Source organism: Enterobacter sp. LU1 (genome assembly GCF_008271405.2).
Taxonomy (GTDB): Bacteria; Pseudomonadota; Gammaproteobacteria; order Enterobacterales; family Enterobacteriaceae; genus Enterobacter; species Enterobacter hormaechei_C.
Window position 1 is genome coordinate 2117332 of sequence record NZ_CP043438.2, and the last position, 19650, is coordinate 2136981.

At 57.2% G+C, this 19650-nt stretch carries 20 protein-coding genes and 1 pseudogene; 12 read left to right on the top strand and 9 right to left on the bottom strand.

Annotation, left to right across the window (positions count from 1 at the left end):
- Positions 1-113 precede the first annotated feature (113 nt).
- On the top strand, positions 114-2090 hold the full coding sequence (locus tag FZF21_RS10205; RefSeq protein WP_017693471.1) for an alkyl sulfatase dimerization domain-containing protein: 1977 nt from the start codon (positions 114-116) through the stop codon (positions 2088-2090).
- Between the two features lie 57 nt (positions 2091-2147).
- Here the strand turns inward: FZF21_RS10205 and FZF21_RS10210 are convergent, their stop codons facing one another.
- Entirely contained in the window at positions 2148-2900 is a 753-nt protein-coding gene (locus FZF21_RS10210; RefSeq protein ID WP_017384508.1) for a hypothetical protein, read from the bottom strand.
- A 1-nt stretch (position 2901) separates the two neighbouring features.
- Positions 2902-3099: a hypothetical protein gene (locus FZF21_RS10215; protein WP_003857318.1), complete on the bottom strand. Its 198-nt coding sequence runs from the start codon at positions 3097-3099 to the stop codon at positions 2902-2904.
- A 258-nt stretch (positions 3100-3357) separates the two neighbouring features.
- Between FZF21_RS10215 and FZF21_RS10220 the strand changes: the two genes are divergently transcribed.
- The 8 genes and pseudogenes from FZF21_RS10220 (at position 3358) to FZF21_RS10255 (ending at position 8706) form a co-directional block, all read left to right on the top strand.
- The gene (locus tag FZF21_RS10220) at positions 3358-3792 is read left to right on the top strand and encodes a nuclear transport factor 2 family protein (protein WP_017384507.1); all 435 of its coding nucleotides are present in this window, start codon (positions 3358-3360) and stop codon (positions 3790-3792) included.
- Positions 3789-4508, top strand: coding sequence for an SDR family NAD(P)-dependent oxidoreductase (locus FZF21_RS10225; RefSeq protein WP_103269909.1), 720 nt, complete (start codon positions 3789-3791; stop codon positions 4506-4508). The genes FZF21_RS10220 and FZF21_RS10225 overlap by 4 nt, the downstream gene beginning before the upstream one ends.
- Positions 4505-5764: an FAD-dependent oxidoreductase gene (locus tag FZF21_RS10230; protein ID WP_149121378.1), complete on the top strand. Its 1260-nt coding sequence runs from the start codon at positions 4505-4507 to the stop codon at positions 5762-5764. The genes FZF21_RS10225 and FZF21_RS10230 overlap by 4 nt, the downstream gene beginning before the upstream one ends.
- A 1-nt stretch (position 5765) precedes the next feature.
- Positions 5766-6488: a DUF1365 domain-containing protein gene (locus FZF21_RS10235; protein ID WP_023296566.1), complete on the top strand. Its 723-nt coding sequence runs from the start codon at positions 5766-5768 to the stop codon at positions 6486-6488.
- A complete protein-coding gene (locus tag FZF21_RS10240; protein ID WP_023296567.1) occupies positions 6485-7705 on the top strand; it encodes a cyclopropane-fatty-acyl-phospholipid synthase family protein in 1221 nt (406 codons plus the stop codon). Before FZF21_RS10235 ends, FZF21_RS10240 begins: the two co-directional genes overlap by 4 nt.
- The gene (locus FZF21_RS10245; RefSeq protein WP_017693466.1) at positions 7702-8010 is read left to right on the top strand and encodes a DUF2878 family protein; all 309 of its coding nucleotides are present in this window, start codon (positions 7702-7704) and stop codon (positions 8008-8010) included. The genes FZF21_RS10240 and FZF21_RS10245 overlap by 4 nt, the downstream gene beginning before the upstream one ends.
- Positions 7937-8128: pseudogene (locus FZF21_RS22310) on the top strand (hypothetical protein); the annotation flags it as partial. The gene FZF21_RS10245 and the pseudogene FZF21_RS22310, both read left to right, overlap by 74 nt.
- A gap of 44 nt (positions 8129-8172) precedes the next feature.
- A complete protein-coding gene (locus FZF21_RS10255) occupies positions 8173-8706 on the top strand; it encodes a DUF3833 domain-containing protein (protein ID WP_032653483.1) in 534 nt (177 codons plus the stop codon).
- Here the strand turns inward: FZF21_RS10255 and FZF21_RS10260 are convergent.
- Together FZF21_RS10260 and FZF21_RS10265 are read right to left on the bottom strand one after the other, a co-directional pair.
- On the bottom strand, positions 8703-9161 hold the full coding sequence (locus tag FZF21_RS10260) for a DMT family transporter (protein WP_023296569.1): 459 nt from the start codon (positions 9159-9161) through the stop codon (positions 8703-8705). The two genes, FZF21_RS10255 and FZF21_RS10260, sit on opposite strands and share 4 nt — an antisense overlap.
- A gap of 4 nt (positions 9162-9165) precedes the next feature.
- A complete protein-coding gene (locus tag FZF21_RS10265) occupies positions 9166-9600 on the bottom strand; it encodes a DMT family transporter (RefSeq protein WP_003857304.1) in 435 nt (144 codons plus the stop codon).
- Between the two features lie 98 nt (positions 9601-9698).
- Here FZF21_RS10265 and FZF21_RS10270 point away from each other — a divergent pair, with 98 nt between their 5' ends.
- Positions 9699-10631 (top strand): LysR family transcriptional regulator, encoded by a 933-nt coding sequence (locus FZF21_RS10270; RefSeq protein WP_015570582.1) that lies wholly within the window; start codon positions 9699-9701, stop codon positions 10629-10631.
- Positions 10632-10634: 3 nt separating this feature from the next.
- On the opposite strand, the gene FZF21_RS10275 is transcribed toward FZF21_RS10270, so the two are convergent.
- Together FZF21_RS10275 and FZF21_RS10280 are read right to left on the bottom strand one after the other, a co-directional pair.
- On the bottom strand, positions 10635-11663 hold the full coding sequence (locus FZF21_RS10275; RefSeq protein ID WP_045906719.1) for a methionine synthase: 1029 nt from the start codon (positions 11661-11663) through the stop codon (positions 10635-10637).
- A gap of 25 nt (positions 11664-11688) precedes the next feature.
- Entirely contained in the window at positions 11689-12663 is a 975-nt protein-coding gene (locus FZF21_RS10280; protein ID WP_023296571.1) for a DUF1852 domain-containing protein, read from the bottom strand.
- A gap of 168 nt (positions 12664-12831) precedes the next feature.
- Between FZF21_RS10280 and FZF21_RS10285 the strand changes: the two genes are divergently transcribed.
- Positions 12832-13371: a DUF2058 domain-containing protein gene (locus FZF21_RS10285; protein WP_017384500.1), complete on the top strand. Its 540-nt coding sequence runs from the start codon at positions 12832-12834 to the stop codon at positions 13369-13371.
- Positions 13372-13378: 7 nt separating this feature from the next.
- Here FZF21_RS10285 and FZF21_RS10290 read toward each other — a convergent pair whose 3' ends face one another.
- A complete protein-coding gene (locus FZF21_RS10290) occupies positions 13379-14065 on the bottom strand; it encodes an RluA family pseudouridine synthase (RefSeq protein ID WP_017384499.1) in 687 nt (228 codons plus the stop codon).
- A 90-nt stretch (positions 14066-14155) separates the two neighbouring features.
- Positions 14156-14761 carry an FMN-dependent NADH-azoreductase gene (gene azoR / locus FZF21_RS10295; protein WP_015570577.1) on the bottom strand — a complete coding sequence of 202 codons (606 nt, stop codon included), beginning with the start codon at positions 14759-14761 and terminating at the stop codon, positions 14156-14158.
- Between the two features lie 203 nt (positions 14762-14964).
- Here azoR and hrpA point away from each other — a divergent pair, with 203 nt between their 5' ends.
- Positions 14965-18867: an ATP-dependent RNA helicase HrpA gene (gene hrpA, locus FZF21_RS10300; protein ID WP_149121377.1), complete on the top strand. Its 3903-nt coding sequence runs from the start codon at positions 14965-14967 to the stop codon at positions 18865-18867.
- 85 nt (positions 18868-18952) lie between these two features.
- Here the strand turns inward: hrpA and FZF21_RS10305 are convergent, their stop codons facing one another.
- Positions 18953-19612 (bottom strand): O-methyltransferase, encoded by a 660-nt coding sequence (locus FZF21_RS10305; RefSeq protein ID WP_149121376.1) that lies wholly within the window; start codon positions 19610-19612, stop codon positions 18953-18955.
- Between the last annotated feature and the right edge of the window lie 38 nt (positions 19613-19650).

Sequence of the window (19650 nt, forward strand, 5' to 3'; positions counted from 1 at the left end):
TGGGACTATGATGAGAAAGTATTCTGATTAGAATGGTCGTCAATGAGTTCGCATTAAAATTATCCGCCAACAGTAAATATCCAGGCGGCGCAATTAATCTACGAGGCCATTCAATGAAATTAACCCTAATTGCTAAACATCTGGCGCTGGCCGGTGTGTTGACGTCGCTGTCGCTTTCCGCGTTTGCGGAAGTGCAGCCGCAGGATGCCACTGCCACAACCCGGCAGGCAAATAACGCCCTGTATAACAAATTACCGTTTGCCGATAAAACCGACTTTGAGAACGCCCATAAAGGTTTTATCGCCCCGCTGCCACAAAACATGATTAAAGGCGAGCAGGGGAACGTTATCTGGAACCCGGCGAAATATGATTTCGTGAAAGAGGGTGAAAAAGCCCCGGATACGGTAAACCCGAGCCTGTGGCGTCAGTCACAGCTGATCAACATTGGCGGGCTGTTTAAGGTCACCGACGGCGTGTATCAGATCCGCAATCTCGATCTCTCCAACATGACCATCATTGAAGGCGAGAAGGGCATCACCGTTATCGACCCGCTGTTAAGCGCTGAACCGGCGAAAGAAGCGCTGGATCTCTACTATGCAAACCGCGGCAAGAAACCGGTCGTCGCTGTGGTGATCACCCACAGTCACGTCGACCACTACGGCGGCCTGCGCGGTGTGGTTGACGAAGCCGACGTGAAGTCCGGCAAAGTGAAGATCTACGCCCCGGAAGGCTTTATGAAAGAAGCGGTTTCCGAAAACATTATGGCCGGGAATGCGATGAGCCGCCGTGCGAGCTATATGTACGGCAACCTGCTGAAGCCGGATGCAAAAGGCCAGGTGGGGGCGGGTCTTGGCACCACCACCTCTGCGGGTACGGTGACCCTGATCCCGCCGACCAACTACATTACCCATACCGGCCAGCAGGAAGTGATTGACGGGCTGACCTACGACTTTATGATGGCGCCGGGCTCAGAAGCCCCGTCCGAAATGCTGTGGTATGTCAAAGAGAAGAAAATGATCGAAGCCGCAGAGGACGTGACCCATACCCTGCACAACACCTACTCCCTGCGCGGCGCGAAAATCCGCGATCCGCTGGCCTGGTCTAAGTACATCAACGCCGCCATTGAGCGCTGGGGCGCGGACGCGGAAGTGATTATTGCGCAGCACCACTGGCCGACCTGGGGCAACGAGAATATCGTCAAGCTGATGAAAGGCCAGCGCGATATGTATCGCTACATCAACGACCAGACCCTGCGTATGGCAAACAAGGGGCTGACCCGCGACGAGATCGCCGCTGAATTTACACTGCCGGAATCGCTGGAAAAACAGTGGGCGAGCCGCGGCTATTACGGTTCCGTCAGCCACGACGTCAAAGCCACCTACGTGTTTTATCTCGGATGGTTCGACGGCAACCCGGCTACCCTCGACGAACTGCCGCCTGAACAGGCTGCGAAGAAGTTTGTGGAATACATGGGAGGGGCCGATGCCATCATGCAGAAAGCCAAAGCTGACTATCAGCAGGGCAACTACCGCTGGGTGGCGCAGGTGACCAGCAAAATCGTCTTCGCCGATCCGCAGAACGCTGCGGCACGTAATCTGGAAGCCGACGCGCTGGAGCAGTTAGGTTACCAGGCGGAAGCGGGCACCTGGCGTAACTTCTACCTGACCGGCGCGCAGGAACTGCGTAATGGCGTGAAGAAGCTGCCGACGCCGAACACCGCCAGCCCGGATACCGTGCGGGCGATGACCCCGGAAATGTTCTTCGACTACCTGGGCGTGCACATCAACGGGGTGCGGGCCGGTAACGCGAAAGCGGTCTTTAACATCGATCTCGGTAAGGATGGCGGCAAATACAAGCTGGAGCTGGAAAACGGCGTGCTGAACCATACCGCCAACGCGCAGGCGAAGGATGCCGACGCAACCATCACCCTGGACCGCACCACGCTGAATGACATCATCCTTAAGAAAGAGACGCTCAAGCAGGCGATGGACAAGGGTGACGTCAAGGTGAGCGGAGACGGAGCGAAGCTGGAAGAGATGCTGAGCTACATGGACACATTTGACTTCTGGTTCAATATTGTCACGCCATAAGTTTAGCGTTCATCCTGGTTAATCCTGGCGCCTTATTACGATAAGGCGCTATTTTTTTCATTCACGCATCGCCAGCGCGCTGGCGCTTGCCGGATCGAACAGCGAAATACTCTCGATCTGATCCAGCATGATCACTTTGCGAAAATCCATGGCGCTTTTGGGCTCCGAATCGAGCGTAATGTCATGCTCGGCATACCATTTGCTGTAGTTATGTTCGATACAGAGCTGCATGTTCTTCCCGTCACGGTAGCCGCTCAGCATCGGAATAAGCACGATATTGGCCGTTTTTTCATACTCCAGCGTGGCGGTATGGATCATGCCAATATAGATCCGCCGCGATTTCAGCGTGACGTGCGCCAGTTCACCTTCCTCCATGCACTGATAGAGCAGTTGTTCAATCCCGCTCGACTGCGCCAGCCGCTTGTACAATTTTTTCCGGCCATCGCCGTCCAGCCGCGCGCTTCCGGCCCAGTTCGAGCGGTAGAGACAAAACAGGATCGCGAAGGTCAGCATCACCACCACCGGGGCCTGAATCCCCAGGAAGCTCCAGTTCATAAAATCAATTTGCCAGTCGGCATATTTTGCTGACGTGAAATGGAACGTGTTATCGGCGGCGGAGAGGGCGAACAACAGCAGCCACAGCAGGCCGGTGGCGATCACCCCCTGAAGAACAAAAATACAGCCATACAGCGCAACAAGAAAATAGACGTCCCAGCCAAAGGATCGCTTGATTTTAAACCGTGTTGAGAGGTCGCGGCTGGTGTACCAGTACCCGCATACCATCAATACCATGAATATTGCCGTTCCCATTTCAGGCCCTCTTCAGCGCGTTGACATGGCGCAGAAAGTCCTGCCGTACTTCGTGGCTTTTGTAGTTAACCGAGGCGTTTCCATCCTGATCGATGATGATGCGGTCGCCATCCTCTACGGCTTCGATAATTTCCTGGTGACTCATGACCTGCAACAAGGATTCCGGGCTGGAAAAGAGCGTCATCAGTAAATGTTTCATCGCGTGACATCCTTATGAATTAAAAGGATAAGTCTGGAAGATAAATGGCACCTTTGCCTTAAGGTTATCCCTAAAAAAACGGCAGCCTGGCGGCGAAATTCATATTTTTCACAAAATGGTTGTGCGTGGTGATATTCCATGTAACTGAAAAATAATAAGAATAAAAAATATATCTGCGCAAACTTGGACAAATAAAGTTAATTGTGTAAGTTTAAATTATGCGATTCCGCTACGTTGTTTACACCCAGGATGTGACCCATGAGCACGTTGCCGTCCGTCATCAGTCGGTTCGTTGATTACTACGCCACGCTGGATACCCAGCCACCTTCGGCGCTGGCGGGGATTTATCGCGCCGATGCCACGCTTATCGATCCCTTTGGCGAACACAGCGGGGTGTTCGCGATTCAACGCTATTTCACCCATCTGCTGGCTAACGTCCAGCACTGTCGCTTTACCGTCGATGCACCGTTGCAGCAGGGCGATCGCTTTGTGGTCACCTGGATGATGCACTGGTCGCACCCGCGTATCGCCGGGGGGGCAATGCGCCAGCTGCCGGGCTGCTCCGTGGTAGACATGCGCGACGATCGCATTGTTCGCCAGCGGGATTACTACGATGCCGGAGAGATGATTTACGAACATCTCCCGATACTCGGCTGGGCCGTGCGCGGCGTGAAGCGAAGAGTGAAATCATGAAAACGGTTCTGATCACCGGCGCAAGCTCGGGCATCGGGGCGGGGCTGGCGAAATCTTTTGCCGACGATGGTTACCGGGTGATTGCCTGCGGGCGCGATGCGCAACGTCTGGCAGCCGTCCATCAGTACAGCTCCAACATTACGGTGCGCCTGTTCGATATGACAGACAGGGACGCCTGTCGCCAGGCGCTGGCGGACTGTACTGCCGACACGGTGATTCTCTGCGCCGGAACCTGCGAGTATCTCGACCGCGGCGAGGTGGATGCCGGGCGGGTGGCGCGGGTCATGACCACCAATTTCATCGGGCCGGTAAACTGCCTTGCGGCGTTGCAGCCGCAGCTGGTATCCGGCAACCGCGTGGTGCTGGTCAGTTCGATGGCGCACTGGCTTCACTTCCCGCGAGCCGAAGCGTATGGCGCCTCCAAGGCGGCGTTAACCTGGTTCGCCGATACGCTGCGCCTCGACTGGGAACCGAAAGGGATTGCCGTCACGGTCGTTTCACCCGGTTTTGTCGACACGCCGCTGACCCGCAAAAACGATTTCCCGATGCCGGGCCGGGTCAGCGTGGGGGACGCCGTCCACGCCATTCGTCGCGGTCTGGCAAAAGGGAAGGATCACATCGCGTTTCCCGCCGGGTTCAGCCTGGCGCTGCGCCTGCTTTCCGGCCTGCCCGATGTACTTCAGCGCGCACTGCTGCGCAGGATGGTGCGACCATGAAAATCGCAATTATCGGCAGCGGCATCGCCGGGTTAACCTGTGCCTGGCGGCTCGCCGGACATCATCAGGTTACGCTGTTTGAGGCGCAGGCCACGCCGGGCGGCCATACCGCAACGGTGGATGTCGACACGCCGCAGGGCAGCTTCGCCATCGATACCGGTTTTATCGTCTACAACGACCGCACCTATCCGCGCTTCATGGGGTTGCTCAGCGAACTGGGCATCTGCGGGCAAAAAACGCAGATGAGCTTTTCGGTGCACAACCCGCAGAGCGGGCTGGAGTACAACGGGCACACGCTGACGTCGCTGTTCGCCCAGCGACGTAATCTGCTCAACCCGGCTTTCTGGACGCTGCTGAAGGAGATCGTGCGCTTTAACCGGCTGGCGAAACAGACGCTTCGGGGCGAAGTCGATGGTTCCGCCACGCTGGAAACGTTCCTGCGCCAGCACCGTTTTACGCCCTTTTTTGCGCGCCACTACATCCTGCCAATGGGGGCGGCTATCTGGTCGTCGTCGCTACAGGAGATGAAACGCTTTCCGCTGCCGCTCTTTTTACGCTTTTTTGAAAACCACGGTCTGCTGGACATTACCCATCGTCCGCAGTGGTACGTGGTGCCAGGCGGCTCCAGGGAGTATATCCGCGCGATGCTGGATACGCTCGGCGATCGCCTGACGCTGCACCTTAACGCGCCGGTGCAGCAGGTTATTCGCCACGATCGTGGGGTTGATATTGCGCGTGAGGGCGTAACAGACACTTTTGATCAGGTGATCTTCGCCTGCCACTCCGCTCAGGCGCTGGCGATGCTCGCCAGCCCAACGCAGGCTGAACGCGAGGTGCTGGGGGATATCGGCTGGCAGCGTAACGAGGTGGTGCTTCACCGCGATCCGCGCTGGCTGCCGGTGCGCGAACGCGCGTGGGCGAGCTGGAACTACCGCCTCAGCGAGCAGGATCAGGCCAGCGCCTGCGTCACCTACAACATGAATATCTTGCAGGGACTGCCGCCGGGTAGCCCGCTGTTTTGCCTCACCCTCAACCCGGAAACGCCGGTGGAGGAACGGTTTGTGCTGCGCCGCTTTGTCTATGAGCATCCGCTTTTTAACCCGCAAAGCTGGCAAGCACAGGCCCGGCGCGGCGAAATAAACGGTCGCCAGCGGAGCTGGTTCTGCGGCGCGTACTGGTACAACGGCTTCCACGAAGATGGCGTACGCAGTGCGCTGGACGTGGTCAACGCTATCGCGACCGGGGAGGGCAACTAAGATGAACAGCTGCCTTTACCACGGTACATTGCGCCATCGTCGGCTTGCGCCGAAAGCGCACCACTTTACCTACAGCGTGTTTATGGCCTGGCTCGATCTGGATGAGCTGGACGCGCTGCCCTCTGTCGGCGTGCGTCGTAACCGCGTTGCGCCCGCGGCATTTTATGATGCGGATTACCCGCTGGGCACGCCGCTCAAAGCGCGTGTCCTTGAGCGTCTGGAAAATCTGACCGGCGAACGTCCGGCGGGGCGGGTCATGCTTCTGACTCAGCTGCGCTATTTCGGTTTTCATTTCAACCCGGTCAATTTTTACTACTGCTATGACGGGGAAGACACCCTGCGCTGGGTTCTCGCCGAAGTCCGTAACACGCCGTGGAATGAACGACATTACTACGCGGTAGCGGGGCGGGACGCCCCGCCGACGGAGAAAGCGTTTCACGTCTCGCCCTTTAATCCGATGGATATGATCTACCACTGGCGCTTCAACAGCCCGGACAGCACGCTGCGCATGCATATCGAAAACCATCAGGAGACGAAGGTGTTTGATGCCACCCTGACGCTGCGCCGGGTCCCGCTGACGCGCACGGCGCTGCGTTCGCTGCTGGCGCGGATCCCGTTGATGACCCTCAAAACCGTTTTCGCCATTTACTGGCAGGCGCTCAGGCTGTGGCTGAAGCGCGTACCGCTGCATAACCATCCCCTCAGCAGGAGTGAACGCTCATGACCAATCCCGTCTTTGCGCTTGAACCCGATATCCCGCGCAACGTCCGCGTCGCGCGATGGTTGCTCTTCCGCCTGCTGAATGGCCTGCACGGTGGCTCGCTGACGCTGCGTGAAGGCGCGCAGACGTTCCAGTTCGGCGACGCTTCCGCCGCGCTTCACGCTGAGGTGCAGGTACTTGCTCCGGGCGTCTACTGGCGCATTTTAACCGGGGGCAGCCTCGCCGCGGCACAAGCGTGGATGGATGGCGACTGGGAGACGCCCCACCTGACGCCGCTGCTGGAGCTGATTGCGCGCAATAGCCAAATCCTCGGAAAGCTGGAAAAAGGGTTTCGCCTGCTCGGGAAACCGGTGGAGCGGCTGCGGCACTGGATGCGGCGCAACTCCCGCGCGCAGGCGCGGGAAAATATTGCCGCCCATTACGATCTGGGCAACGCCTTTTACGCCCATTTCCTTGATGAACATCTCCTGTACTCCAGCGCGCTGTTTAGCGGGGACGAGCAGGATCTGACCGCGGCTCAGCAGGCGAAAATGGCGAGGCTGTGTGACCAGCTGGCGCTCACGGCAAACGATCATCTGCTGGAGATTGGCACCGGCTGGGGGGCGATGGCGGAATATGCCGCCCGTCATTACGGCTGCCGGGTGACCACCACCACGCTGTCGCAGGAGCAGTACCACTGGGCCACCGCGCGCATCGCCCGGGCAGGGTTGCAGGATCGTGTTGAGGTGCAGCTCTGCGACTACCGCGATCTGACCGGGGTCTACGACAAGCTGGTGTCGGTTGAGATGATTGAGGCCGTCGGTCAACGCTACCTGCCAACATTTTTCCGCACCTGCCAGGCGCGTCTGCGTCCAGGCGGGCGGATGGCGATTCAGGCCATCACCATTCAGGATCAACGCTATCGCGACTACAGCAAAAGCGTCGATTTTATTCAGCGCTACATCTTCCCCGGCGGCTTTTTGCCCAGCATCACCGCCATGAATGAACTCATGACCCGCCATACCGATTTTGTGGTGCGTAACCTCTTCGATATGGGACCGGACTACGCCCGCACGCTGGCGCACTGGCGTCAGCGGTTCGTTCACGCCTGGCAGGAGATTGAAAAGCTCGGGTTTGATGACCGTTTCCGCCGGATGTGGCTGTACTACCTCGGCTACTGTGAAGCCGGGTTTAATGCCCGCACCATCAGCGTGGTGCAGCTGACTGCGGAACGCGTGTGAAGCGCTACGGGCAGGTATTTCTGCTGGCCATCGGGTTTGATCTCTACTGGACGCTGACGGGGCTGATTGCGTTCACGGGCGCGTCCCTGATGCCGCTATGGATGGTGGCGCTGTGGCTAATGTTTGCCACCGTCTGGACGCAACTGACCCGCACGACCACCTTGCCGGGCTGGTTGCTGACGGTGCTGGCGACCCTGGGCGGGCCGGTGGCCTACCTGATCGGCGAGCGTCTGGGGGCCATTTACCGTTTATACCTCTCAGCTTCTGACGCCCGACGGCAGCTATACAGGGTTAGACGGCGATAATGCGCTGATTATCACCTATGCCCGGGACATCGATGGTGACGACCTGGTTGAGGCGACCCGCGACCAGTGGCAGGCGCAGGGCATTTTGCAGCAGGAGCCGCAGAGTGAAGCATGGCTGAGCGAGTATCCTGAACTGCGTCAGCAGTTAATCGGAGGACCACAATGAAACGTTTCCTGTTAATGGCGCTTGCCCTGACGATGCTGGTGGCCGGATGTAGCACCGAGGTGACAGAGTATCGTCAGCAGCAGCCACGGCTTGATATTTTTACTTACTTCCAGGGGAAAACCGAGGCGTGGGGGATGGTGCAGGATCGCAGCGGTAAGCAGATCCGTCGTTTTCACGTCGAGATCGCCGGGGATGTTATCGGCGATACGCTGACCCTGAATGAACATTTTGTCTACGATGACGGCGAGAAGCAGCAGCGCGTCTGGCATATCCGCCGCGTAGGGCAGAATCGCTATGAAGGCACGGCGGGTGACATAGAAGGTGTCGCGACAGGCCAGGCGGCGGGCAATGCCCTTAACTGGCGCTACAGCATGAACGTGAAGGCGGACGGTAAAACCTGGCTGCTGCACTTTGATGACTGGATGTATTTGCAGGACAGCACCCGTCTGTTTAATAAAACCGAGATGAAGAAATTTGGCGTCACCGTCGCCACGGTGACGCTGTTCTTTACCCGCAAAGAGGGCGGTTAATCCTCTTCGGGCTGAGGTTTACTGCTTGAGTAGATGAAGAAGAGCGCAATACTCAGGCAGACGACGGCCCCGAAACGGCTCACTGAAAACGGAATGGCTTCATTGTTCAGCCAGCCAAAGTTATCAATCAGCATGCTCATGGCCAGCTGGCCCAGGATAACCGCTACCGTGGCAACGGCGGTCCCGATGCGCTGCACTGCGAGCACCATAATCACGATATAGGGCACGCCGCACAGGGCCCCCAGAAGCTGCCATTTGGGCACATCCATCAGGCTGACCGCCTGTTTCGGCTCAAAAAAGAAGATCAGCATGGCGGTCACCAGCGCGCCGACGGAAAACGTCAGAAACGCGCTTTTAAATACCCCCACGCTGCTGCCTAATTGCCCGTTAATGGCAGCCTGAATGCTCAGCGTAGCGCCGCCAATCACCGCCAGAATAATCATAATTACTGTCATAACGTTACCCCTGCGCCACGAGAATGAGCGCGGCGATGATAAATCCCAGCGCAATAATGCGTTTTGTATCGATCCTGCGGTGCGGCGTACCCAGCAGGCCATAGTGGTCAATAATCAGGCTTTTAAAAACCTGGCCTGCCAGAATGCCGATCATCGTCATGGCAATGCCGATCGCAGGCGTGGCAATGGTGAGAATGATGACGTAAACCGGGCCGAGCACGCCGCCCAACAGGTGCCATGAAGGCTGCGCAAAAAATGAGGGACTGTTGCGCGGGCTGAAAAACAGCATCAGCAGAAACGTCAGCCCCGTTCCCACGCTGAATATGCTGAACGCCGCCCACAGGTCGCCCACCTCTGCGCCCAGCGGCCCCAGCAGCCCGGCTTCCACGGACAGCCCCATGCCACCAGCAATCACCAGTAAAATTAAAATAATGTGCATAACGCTTTTTCTCCTTTTTCCAGGCGGAGAAGATTACGTCTGAACATCATTGAGAAAAATGCCATAATGCAGGAAACACCTTTGCAGGAAATGCATTAATGATGGATGCCGGACATATCAGCATTCGCGCGCTGCTGATCTTCATCGACGTTTATGAAACGCAGAATTTTTCCGTGGTGGCGAGGCGGGAAGGGATTTCTGCGTCGCAGGTCTCACGCGTGATCCACCAGCTTGAGGACGCCCTCGGGCAACAGCTTTTCTACCGCAACACGCGGGCGATTATGCCCACAGAGAGCGGGCATCTTTTTGTGCGCTATGCCCGTGCGATGGCCGGGAATATGGAGGACGCGCGACGCGAGCTGGATGAACGCGCCCGCGAGCCGTCGGGCACGCTGCGTATCAATGGCCCGGTCTTTTTCGGACAAAGGCACATCGCGCCGGGCCTGCCGGGGCTTCTGGCGCGTTACCCTCGTCTCTCCATTGAACTGACCCTCACCGACGATTTTATCGATCCGCACCGTGATGCCGCGGACGTTATCTTCCGCATCGGCGCGCTGACGGACTCCTCGTTTCACGCCCGGGTGTTCGGGCAGCAGTTCTATCATCTGGCGGCCTCGCCGGACTATCTGCAAAAACATGGCGCGCCCGAGGGGCCGGACGATCTCAGCCGTCACCACTGTCTGGTTTACCGCGGCTCGTCCGGGCCTAACCGCTGGCTGATCCGGCGGCCGGGCGAGGCGTGGGTTCACTATCCCATTGTACCGCTGATGACTTCCAATAACGCGGAAACGCTCCTGATTGCGGCGCTGGGCGGCATGGGCGTTGTGCTTTTCCCGGACTGGATGGTGAGCGAACGGCTCAAAAGCGGTGAGCTGGTGGCACTGCTGCCGGAAATGGAGTGTTCAATTAATACGGAGCCACTGACGATTGCGGCGATTTACCCGAACGCGCGTCATCCGCCCCTGAACGTCAGGGCGGTGATTGATTACTATATTGAGCGATTCGGTACGCCACTGTACTGGCAAACCTGAAGGTTAGCGGGCAAGCTCGCGACGGATAATGTCAGCCCCGGCGCTTAACGCCTTCAGCTTACCGTTGGCGACCTGGCGGGAAAGGGGGGCCATACCGCAGTTGGTGGACGGATAGAGCTTGTCTGCATCAACAAACTGCAACGCCTTTCGCAGCGTATCGGCCACCTCTTCCGGCGTTTCGATGGTCTGGGTGGCGACGTCAATTGCCCCGACCATCACTTTTTTACCGCGGATAAGCTCCAGCAGATCCATCGGCACGCGCGAGTTGTGGCACTCCAGCGAGATGATATCGATCGTCGAGGTCTGTAACTTTGGAAATGCCTCTTCATACTGGCGCCACTCGGAGCCGAGCGTCTTTTTCCAGTCCGTATTGGCTTTGATGCCGTACCCGTAACAGATATGTACCGCGGTTTCGCATTTCAGCCCTTCAATGGCGCGCTCCAGCGCGGCGATACCCCAGTCATTCACCTCGTCGAAAAAGACGTTAAAGGCAGGTTCGTCGAACTGAATAATGTCGACGCCGGCCGCTTCCAGCTCGCGGGCCTCCTGATTGAGAATTTTAGCGAACTCCCAGGCCAGCTTTTCGCGGCTTTTATAGTGGGCATCGTATAGCGTGTCGATCATGGTCATCGGGCCGGGCAGCGCCCACTTGATCGGCTTGTCAGTCAGCTGGCGCAGGTATTTAGCGTCGTCAACAAACACCGGCTTCTGTCGCGCCACCGCGTCTACCACGGTCGGCACGCTCGCATCGTAGCGGTTACGGATGCGCACCGTCTGACGGTTCTCAAAATCCACGCCGCTGAGATGTTCAATAAAGGTGGTGACAAAATGCTGGCGGGTTTGTTCCCCGTCGCTGACGATATCAATCCCGGCGCGAATCTGTTCATCCAGAGACAAACGCAGCGCATCCTGTTTCCCTGCCAGTAATTCCTCGTCCTGGAGTTTCCACGGCGACCAGAGCGTTTCCGGCTGCGCAAGCCAGGTGGGTTTCGGCAGGCTGCCAGCCGTTGATGTCGGGAGCAATGTTTTCATAAAAGAACCTTTTATCCGTATTAAATTAAAGCGTGAAGTGTTGAGACCACTGCTCAAGAAGGGTTTTATAGGGTTTGATAAACCGCTCTTCGGTATATTTACCCTGTTCAATGGCCAGCCGGCTGCGCTCTTCACGGTCATAGACGATTTTGGTTAATGAGTGATCCTGCTGATTCAGGTCGGGCTGATAGCACTGTCCCGCAGCGGAATTGGCATTGTAAATTTCTGGTCGATAGATCTTCTGGAACGTCTCCATGGTGCTGATGGTGCCGATCAGTTCCAGATTGGTGTAATCACGCAGTAAATCGCCGGTGAAGAAGAAGGCAAAAGGCGCGACGCTGTTTTCCGGCATGAAATAGCGAACCTTCAGGCCCATCTTCGCGAAGTACTGTTCCGTTAGCGACTCGCCGTCCGGCTGGTACTCATAGCCCAGCACCGGGTGGTGGTTACCGGTACGACGATAGGTGTCTTTGCTGGAGACGCTCAGGCAGATCACCGGCGCTTTTTTGAAGTTCGCCTGATATTCCGCAGAATGCACGAAGCTTTTAAAGATATTGCCGTGCAGCTCGCCAAAATTCTCGGGGAGAGAGAAACGGGCCCGGTCTTTATTATGCTCCAGCAGCAGGACGCTGAAATCATAGTCACGAACATACGATGAGAAGTTATTTCCGACGATGCCTTCGATGCGCTCGTGGGTTTTTTTATCCACGATCGTCGTTTGCAGAATTTCGATGGCCGGGAAAGTAAAATCGCCGCCGATATTCATATCGACTGAAATAATCTCCAGCTCGACGGCATAGCGGTCAGCTTTCGGGTTATCCCAGCTCGCCAGCGCGTTAAAGCGGTTGTTGATCATCACCAGCGTATTGCGCAGGTTCTCCTGACGCTTCTCGCCACGCGCCAGGTTGGCGAAGTTGGTGGTGGTACGCGTGTTTTCTGACGGGTTATAATTTTCATCAAAGCAACTGCGCTTAAGGGTAAATGTGAAAGCCTGACTCATTTGGTTATGCATCCTAAGTTCATGTTGCCGGAACGTTATCAATGCATAATTTATGCCTGAGCCACTGGCGCAGGGGAAGTGACTTAATTTCACTGCAACATGAGGGTTCTTCATGAACTGCGCGATTCAGGTATAATCCCCCGACATTTCCAACCGGTTTAAACGAACATGACAAAACTCACCCTACAAGAGCAGATGCTGAAAGCGGGCTTAGTCAGCAGTAAAAAGATGGCGAAGGTCCAGCGCACGGCGAAAAAATCCCGCGTCCAGGCTCGCGAGGCGAGAGAGGCTGTTGAAGAGAACAAGAAAGCCCAGCTGGAGCGTGATAAGCAGCTGAGCGAACAGCAAAAACAGGCGGTGCTGGCAAAAGAGTTCAGGGCGCAGGTGAAGCAGCTGATTGAGATGAACCGCATCACCGTGGCGAAGGGCAACATTACCTTTAACTTTACCGACGGCAACCTTATCAAAAAAATCGAGGTCGATAAGCAGACGCAAACCCAGCTGATCAACGGCCGTCTGGCGATTGCCCGACTGGTGATTAACGCGAATGGCGACTGTGATTACGCGATTATCCCGGCGGTAGTGGCGGATAAAATTGCCCAGCGCGATGCGGACAGCATTGTGCTAAACAGCGCCCTGAGTCAGGAAGAGCAGGACGAAGACGATCCGTACGCAGACTTCAAAATCCCTGACGATTTAATGTGGTAATCCCCGCTCAGAACGGCGCGGCGTGACGGGCGTTTATCGTTTCGCCGCTCAGCGGATGAATAAAATTCAGAGCGCTTGCATGCAGCATCAGCCGGGGCGTTTCTTCCGCCCCCGGCCATTCCAGACCACCATACAGATCGCACCCCAGAATAGGGTGGCCTAACTGCTGGCAGTGAATGCGCAGCTGGTGGGTGCGCCCGGTCTCCGGGGTAAGCTCAACCCGCGTCAGCGGCATTATCGTATCCTGGTAAATACGTTCCACCACCCGATAGCGCGAGCGAGCGGGCTTACCGGTGCGGGCACAGATCGTCATCAGCGGAAACAGCGCCGGATCTTTGGCAATCGGCGCATCCACGGTCCCTTCGTCCTGTTCCACATGTCCGCACAACAGGGCGGTGTAAACCTTGTTCACGGCGCGCTGACTGAACTGGTGGCAAAGCGCGGCGTTGATCGCTTTGTTACGCGCAATGACCATCAGACCCGAAGTGCCAAAATCAAGACGATGCACCAGCGTGCAGCCGGGAAAGGTTTGAACAAGACGGTGGTGGACGGAATCGAGGTTTTGCGGATTTTTCCCCGACAGGCTGAGCAGACCGGAAGGTTTATTGATCAGCAGCAGATGCTCGTCCTGCCAGAGGATCTCAATGTCGTCGTGACAGGGTGGTGCAATAAACGTATCGATAATGACAGACATCAGGCCGCCGGGCTGGAGAGTGGGTGCGGATGATAACGAAACACGGGGGAAAAGAAAAACCCTCCCACCGGGCGGTGAGAGGGGGAAAACTTAGGCAGCGACCAGGCTGTCGATAGCGGCTTTCGCGTCGGTCTGCGCTTTGGTGGCCACTTCCGGGCCGTAAGCGATACCTTCAGCGAACACGAAGTTCACGTCGGTAATGCCGATGAAGCCCAGGAACAGCGTCAGGTACGGTGCGACCAGGTCGGTAGGGGTATCTTTGTGAATACCGCCGCGGCTGGTCAGTACAACCGCACGCTTGCCTTTCACCAGACCTTCCGGGCCGTTCTCGGTGTAACGGAAGGTTACGCCAGCACGCGCCACCAGGTCGAAGTAGTTCTTCAGCTGGGTAGGAATGTTGAAGTTGTACATTGGGGCGTTGATCACGATAACGTCGTGCGCCTGCAACTCAGCAATCAGCTCGTCGGAGAGCGCCAGGGCTTCCTGCTGACGCGGGGTAAGAGGCGCATCGCTCGGACGCAGCGCGCCAACCAGCTCGCCGTCCAGCACAGGAATTGGGTTTGCCGCCAGGTCACGCACGGTGATTTCATCCGCGCTGTGCTGTTCACGCCACTGTTCAACGAAATAGTCAGACAGCTGACCAGACTGTGAATACCCTGCCAGAATACTGGATTTCAACACTAATACTTTGCTCATGGGAAATTCCTGTTTTGTATTTGATTGAGGGGGTTGCCCCGTTGCTTGTTGACACTTTATTCACAATCCTGCCACAGGGATAGCGCAATATATCGAAGCCTATGTTCGAATTTTTTGAATAAGGCGCGAAAAGCGCTGATGTGGTACTCTATACCAATCATTAAAAAGAGATTTTATCCGGCAGTGCACTGCCCGTTAACGCTATGACAGAACACCAAAAATTGACCTTCCCGATGCTGATGCAAAAGCTTGATTCGCTGATGCTGCGCGATAAACAGCGGTTTGCGCGCCGTCTGCACGGCGTTAAGAAGGTTAAAAATCCTGATGCACAACAGGCCATTTACCTGGAGATGGCCAACGAGATTGAACAGGCGGCAGGGAAAGTTGTGCTGCGTGAAGCCGCACGTCCGGAGATTACCTATCCGGAAAATCTGCCCGTCAGCCAGAAGAAACAGGACATTCTTGAGGCCGTACGCGACCACCAGGTGGTGATCGTCGCGGGGGAAACCGGTTCAGGTAAAACCACTCAGCTGCCGAAAATCTGCATGGAGCTGGGCCGCGGGGTGAAAGGGCTGATCGGTCACACCCAGCCGCGTCGTCTGGCGGCGCGCACCGTGGCGAACCGTATTGCGGAAGAGCTGCAAACGGAGCCGGGCGGCTGCATCGGCTACAAGGTGCGATTCAGCGACCACGTCAGCGATAACACCATGGTTAAGCTGATGACCGACGGTATCCTGCTGGCGGAAATCCAGCAGGATCGTCTGCTGATGCAGTACGACACCATCATCATCGATGAAGCGCACGAGCGCAGCCTGAACATCGACTTCCTGCTCGGCTACCTGAAAGAGCTGCTGCCCCGGCGTCCGGATCTGAAAATCATCATCACCTCCGCGACCATCGACCCGGAGCGCTTCTCAAAACATTTCAACAATGCGCCGATTATCGAGGTGTCAGGACGCACATATCCGGTGGAAGTGCGCTATCGCCCGATTGTGGAAGAGGCGGACGATACCGAGCGCGACCAGCTTCAGGCCATCTTTGATGCCGTCGACGAGCTGGGCAACGAGAGTTCTGGCGACATTCTGATCTTCATGAGCGGCGAGCGCGAGATCCGCGATACCGCCGATGCGCTCAGCAAGCGCGATCTGCGCCATACCGAGATCCTGCCGCTGTACGCGCGCCTGTCGAACAGCGAGCAGAACCGCGTGTTCCAGCCGCACAGCGGGCGCCGCATCGTGCTGGCGACCAACGTGGCCGAAACTTCGCTGACCGTACCGGGCATTAAATACGTGATCGACCCGGGTACGGCGCGCATCAGCCGCTACAGCTACCGCACCAAAGTTCAGCGCCTGCCGATTGAGCCGGTTTCGCAGGCGTCGGCTAATCAGCGTAAGGGCCGCTGCGGCCGCGTGTCGGAAGGGATCTGTATTCGTCTCTATTCGGAAGACGATTTCCTGTCGCGCCCGGAGTTTACCGATCCGGAGATCCTGCGGACCAACCTGGCATCCGTTATCCTGCAAATGACCGCGCTGGGGCTGGGCGATATCGCCGCCTTCCCGTTTGTGGAAGCGCCGGATAAGCGCAATATTCAGGACGGGGTGCGGCTGCTGGAAGAGCTGGGGGCCATCACCACCGACGAACAGGCGACGGCCTACAAGCTAACGCCATTGGGCCGCCAGCTTAGCCAGTTGCCGGTCGACCCGCGTCTGGCGCGCATGGTGCTGGAGGCGCAAAAACACGGCTGCGTGCGCGAGGCGATGATCATCACCTCGGCGCTCTCCATTCAGGATCCGCGCGAGCGTCCAATGGACAAGCAGCAGGCGTCGGATGAAAAACACCGTCGCTTCCACGATAAAGAGTCCGATTTCCTCGCCTTTGTGAACCTGTGGAACTACCTTGGCGAGCAGCAAAAAGCGCTCTCCTCGAACCAGTTCCGCCGTCAGTGCCGGGTGGATTTCCTCAATTATCTGCGCGTACGCGAGTGGCAGGATATCTATACCCAGCTGCGCCAGGTGGTGAAAGAGCTGGGTATACCGGTGAACAGTGAACCGGCGGAGTACCGCGAAATTCATATCGCCCTGTTGACTGGCCTGCTGTCTCATATCGGGATGAAGGATGCGGATAAGCAGGAATATACCGGCGCACGCAACGCGCGTTTCTCCATCTTCCCGGGCTCCGGTTTGTTTAAGAAGCCGCCGAAGTGGACCATGGTCGCCGAGCTGGTGGAAACCAGCCGTCTGTGGGGGCGTATCGCCGCGCGTATCGATCCGGAGTGGGTTGAGCCGGTGGCGCAGCACCTGCTGAAACGCTCATACAGCGAGCCGCACTGGGAGCGCGGGCAGGGCGCGGTGATAGCGACGGAAAAAGTCACCGTCTACGGCCTGCCGGTGGTGGCCGCGCGTAAGGTTAACTACAGCCAGATCGATCCGGCGTTGAGTCGCGAGCTGTTTATCCGCCACGCGCTGGTGGAAGGCGACTGGCAGACGCGTCATGCCTTCTTCCGCGAAAACCTGAAGCTGCGCGCCGAGGTGGAAGAGCTTGAGCACAAGTCCCGCCGTCGCGACATTCTGGTGGACGACGAGACGCTGTTTGAGTTTTACGATCAGCGCATCAGTCACGATGTGATCTCGGCGCGCCATTTCGACAGCTGGTGGAAGAAAGCCAGCAAAGAGGCCCCGGACCTGCTCAACTTCGAAAAGAGCATGCTGATCAAAGAGGGCGCGGAGTCGGTCAGCAAGCTCGATTATCCGAACTTCTGGCATCAGGGCAACCTCAAGCTGCGTCTGACCTATCAGTTTGAGCCGGGCGCGGATGCCGATGGTGTGACGGTGCACATTCCGCTGCCGCTGTTAAACCAGGTGGAAGAGAGCGGGTTTGAGTGGCAGATCCCCGGCCTGCGCCGCGAGCTGGTCATTGCGTTAATCAAATCCCTGCCTAAACCGGTGCGGCGTAATTTTGTGCCAGCGCCGAACTACGCCGAAGCGTTTTTAGGCCGCGTCACGCCGCTCGAGCTGCCGCTGCTGGACGCGCTGGAGCGTGAGTTCCGCCGTATGACCGGGACCACCATCGACCGCGACGACTGGAACTGGGATCAGGTGCCCGATCACCTGAAAATCACATTCCGCGTGGTGGACGATAAAAACAAAAAGCTGCTCGAAGGCCGTTCTCTGACGGAGCTGAAAGAGGCGCTGAAAGGTAAAGTCCAGGAGACGCTCTCTGCGGTGGCCGATGACGGCATTGAGCAGAGCGGGCTGCACATCTGGAGCTTTGGTCAGCTTCCGGAAAGCTACGAGCAGAAGCGCGGGAACTACAAGGTGAAAGCCTGGCCCGCGCTGGTGGATGAGCGCGACAGCGTGGCGATTAAGCTCTTTGACAATCCGCAGGAGCAACAGCAGATGATGTGGCGCGGGCTGCGTCGACTGCTTCTGCTTAACATCCCGTCGCCGATTAAGTATCTGCACGAGAAGCTGCCGAACAAAGCCAAGCTGGGGCTCTACTTTAACCCGTACGGTAAGGTGCTGGACCTGATCGACGACTGCATCTCCTGCGGTGTGGATAAGCTGATCCACAAGGCGGGCGGTCCGGTCTGGACGGAAGAGGGCTTTGCTCAGCTTCATGAAAAGGTGCGCGCGGAGCTGAACGACACCGTGGTCGAGATTGCCAAACAGGTCGAGCAGATCCTTACCGCCGTGTTCAATATCAACAAGCGCCTGAAGGGGCGGGTGGATATGACCATGGCCCTGGGGCTGTCGGACGTTAAGGCGCAGATGGCGGGGCTGGTGTATCGCGGCTTTGTCACCGGCAATGGCTTTAAGCGTCTGGGCGATACGCTGCGTTATTTGCAGGCGATAGAGAAGCGTCTGGAGAAAATGGCGGTCGATCCGCATCGCGATCGTGCGCAGATGCTGAAAGTCGAAAACGTGCAGCAGGCGTGGCAGCAGTGGCTCAACAAACTGCCGCCGGCGCGTCGCGATGACGACGACGTGCGGGAGATCCGCTGGATGATCGAGGAGCTGCGCGTCAGCTTCTTCGCTCAGCAGCTGGGAACGCCGTATCCCATTTCGGATAAGCGTATCTTGCAGGCGATGGAGCAGATTTCCGGCTAAAACCGTTGCCCGGTGGCGCTGCGCTTACCGGGCCTACGGTAAAACATGTAGGCCGGGTAAGGCGTAGCCGCCACCCGGCTTTTGTTCACCCGTTCACCATCGCCAGCGTAAACCCATCCCATCCCTTAATGCCCACCGTTTGCAGCGCAGTGGCGGTTAAGCGCGGGTTATCTCCAGTCATCTCGATAAACTTCCGTACTCCCTGCACGCGTGCATCGTCGCTTTGCCCGTTAATCACCTCGCCGTCACGTACCACGTTGTCACCGATAATGACCGTGCCGGGGCGGGAGTAGTGCAGCGACCACTTCAGGTAACCGGGGTTGTTAGGCTTATCGGCATCAATAAAGATCAGGTCGAAGGGAGGGACGTCACCGAAATTCTCGAGCGACTTTAGCGCCGGGCCTTCAATCAATTCGATACGATCGCTGAGTCCCGCAAGGTGAATGTTCTGGCGTGCAACAGCGGCATGTTTCGGGTCCGCTTCAAGCGTAATCAGCTTTCCATCCGGCGGCAGGGCGCGCGCCATCCAGATTGAGCTATACGCACCCAGCGTACCGATTTCCAGTATTCGACGCGCCTGTGTCATGCGGACAAACAGCGCCAGCAGTTGCCCCTGATTAGCGGCAACATCGTGCTCGGGCAAACCGGCGCGTTTGTTGTTTTCAAGCACGCTCTGGAGAACCTCATCCTCAGGAATAAGCGAAGAAATCATGTAAGTATCTACTGAACACCACTGTTGTTGCATAGATTGACTCCCTGGAGGGTATCGTCGGGTGCGAAATG

Excerpts from the sequence above, each read along its gene's own strand:
- FZF21_RS10205 (WP_017693471.1), top strand. The coding sequence starts at position 114 with ATGAAATTAACCCTAATTGCTAAACATCTGGCGCTGGCCGGTGTGTTG.
- FZF21_RS10210 (WP_017384508.1), bottom strand. The coding sequence starts at position 2,900 with ATGGGAACGGCAATATTCATGGTATTGATGGTATGCGGGTACTGGTAC.
- FZF21_RS10215 (WP_003857318.1), bottom strand. The coding sequence starts at position 3,099 with ATGAAACATTTACTGATGACGCTCTTTTCCAGCCCGGAATCCTTGTTG.
- FZF21_RS10220 (WP_017384507.1), top strand. The coding sequence starts at position 3,358 with ATGAGCACGTTGCCGTCCGTCATCAGTCGGTTCGTTGATTACTACGCC.
- FZF21_RS10225 (WP_103269909.1), top strand. The coding sequence starts at position 3,789 with ATGAAAACGGTTCTGATCACCGGCGCAAGCTCGGGCATCGGGGCGGGG.
- FZF21_RS10230 (WP_149121378.1), top strand. The coding sequence starts at position 4,505 with ATGAAAATCGCAATTATCGGCAGCGGCATCGCCGGGTTAACCTGTGCC.
- FZF21_RS10235 (WP_023296566.1), top strand. The coding sequence starts at position 5,766 with ATGAACAGCTGCCTTTACCACGGTACATTGCGCCATCGTCGGCTTGCG.
- FZF21_RS10240 (WP_023296567.1), top strand. The coding sequence starts at position 6,485 with ATGACCAATCCCGTCTTTGCGCTTGAACCCGATATCCCGCGCAACGTC.
- FZF21_RS10255 (WP_032653483.1), top strand. The coding sequence starts at position 8,173 with ATGAAACGTTTCCTGTTAATGGCGCTTGCCCTGACGATGCTGGTGGCC.
- FZF21_RS10260 (WP_023296569.1), bottom strand. The coding sequence starts at position 9,161 with ATGACAGTAATTATGATTATTCTGGCGGTGATTGGCGGCGCTACGCTG.
- FZF21_RS10265 (WP_003857304.1), bottom strand. The coding sequence starts at position 9,600 with ATGCACATTATTTTAATTTTACTGGTGATTGCTGGTGGCATGGGGCTG.
- FZF21_RS10270 (WP_015570582.1), top strand. The coding sequence starts at position 9,699 with ATGATGGATGCCGGACATATCAGCATTCGCGCGCTGCTGATCTTCATC.
- FZF21_RS10275 (WP_045906719.1), bottom strand. The coding sequence starts at position 11,663 with ATGAAAACATTGCTCCCGACATCAACGGCTGGCAGCCTGCCGAAACCC.
- FZF21_RS10280 (WP_023296571.1), bottom strand. The coding sequence starts at position 12,663 with ATGAGTCAGGCTTTCACATTTACCCTTAAGCGCAGTTGCTTTGATGAA.
- FZF21_RS10285 (WP_017384500.1), top strand. The coding sequence starts at position 12,832 with ATGACAAAACTCACCCTACAAGAGCAGATGCTGAAAGCGGGCTTAGTC.
- FZF21_RS10290 (WP_017384499.1), bottom strand. The coding sequence starts at position 14,065 with ATGTCTGTCATTATCGATACGTTTATTGCACCACCCTGTCACGACGAC.
- azoR (WP_015570577.1), bottom strand. The coding sequence starts at position 14,761 with ATGAGCAAAGTATTAGTGTTGAAATCCAGTATTCTGGCAGGGTATTCA.
- hrpA (WP_149121377.1), top strand. The coding sequence starts at position 14,965 with ATGACAGAACACCAAAAATTGACCTTCCCGATGCTGATGCAAAAGCTT.
- FZF21_RS10305 (WP_149121376.1), bottom strand. The coding sequence starts at position 19,612 with ATGCAACAACAGTGGTGTTCAGTAGATACTTACATGATTTCTTCGCTT.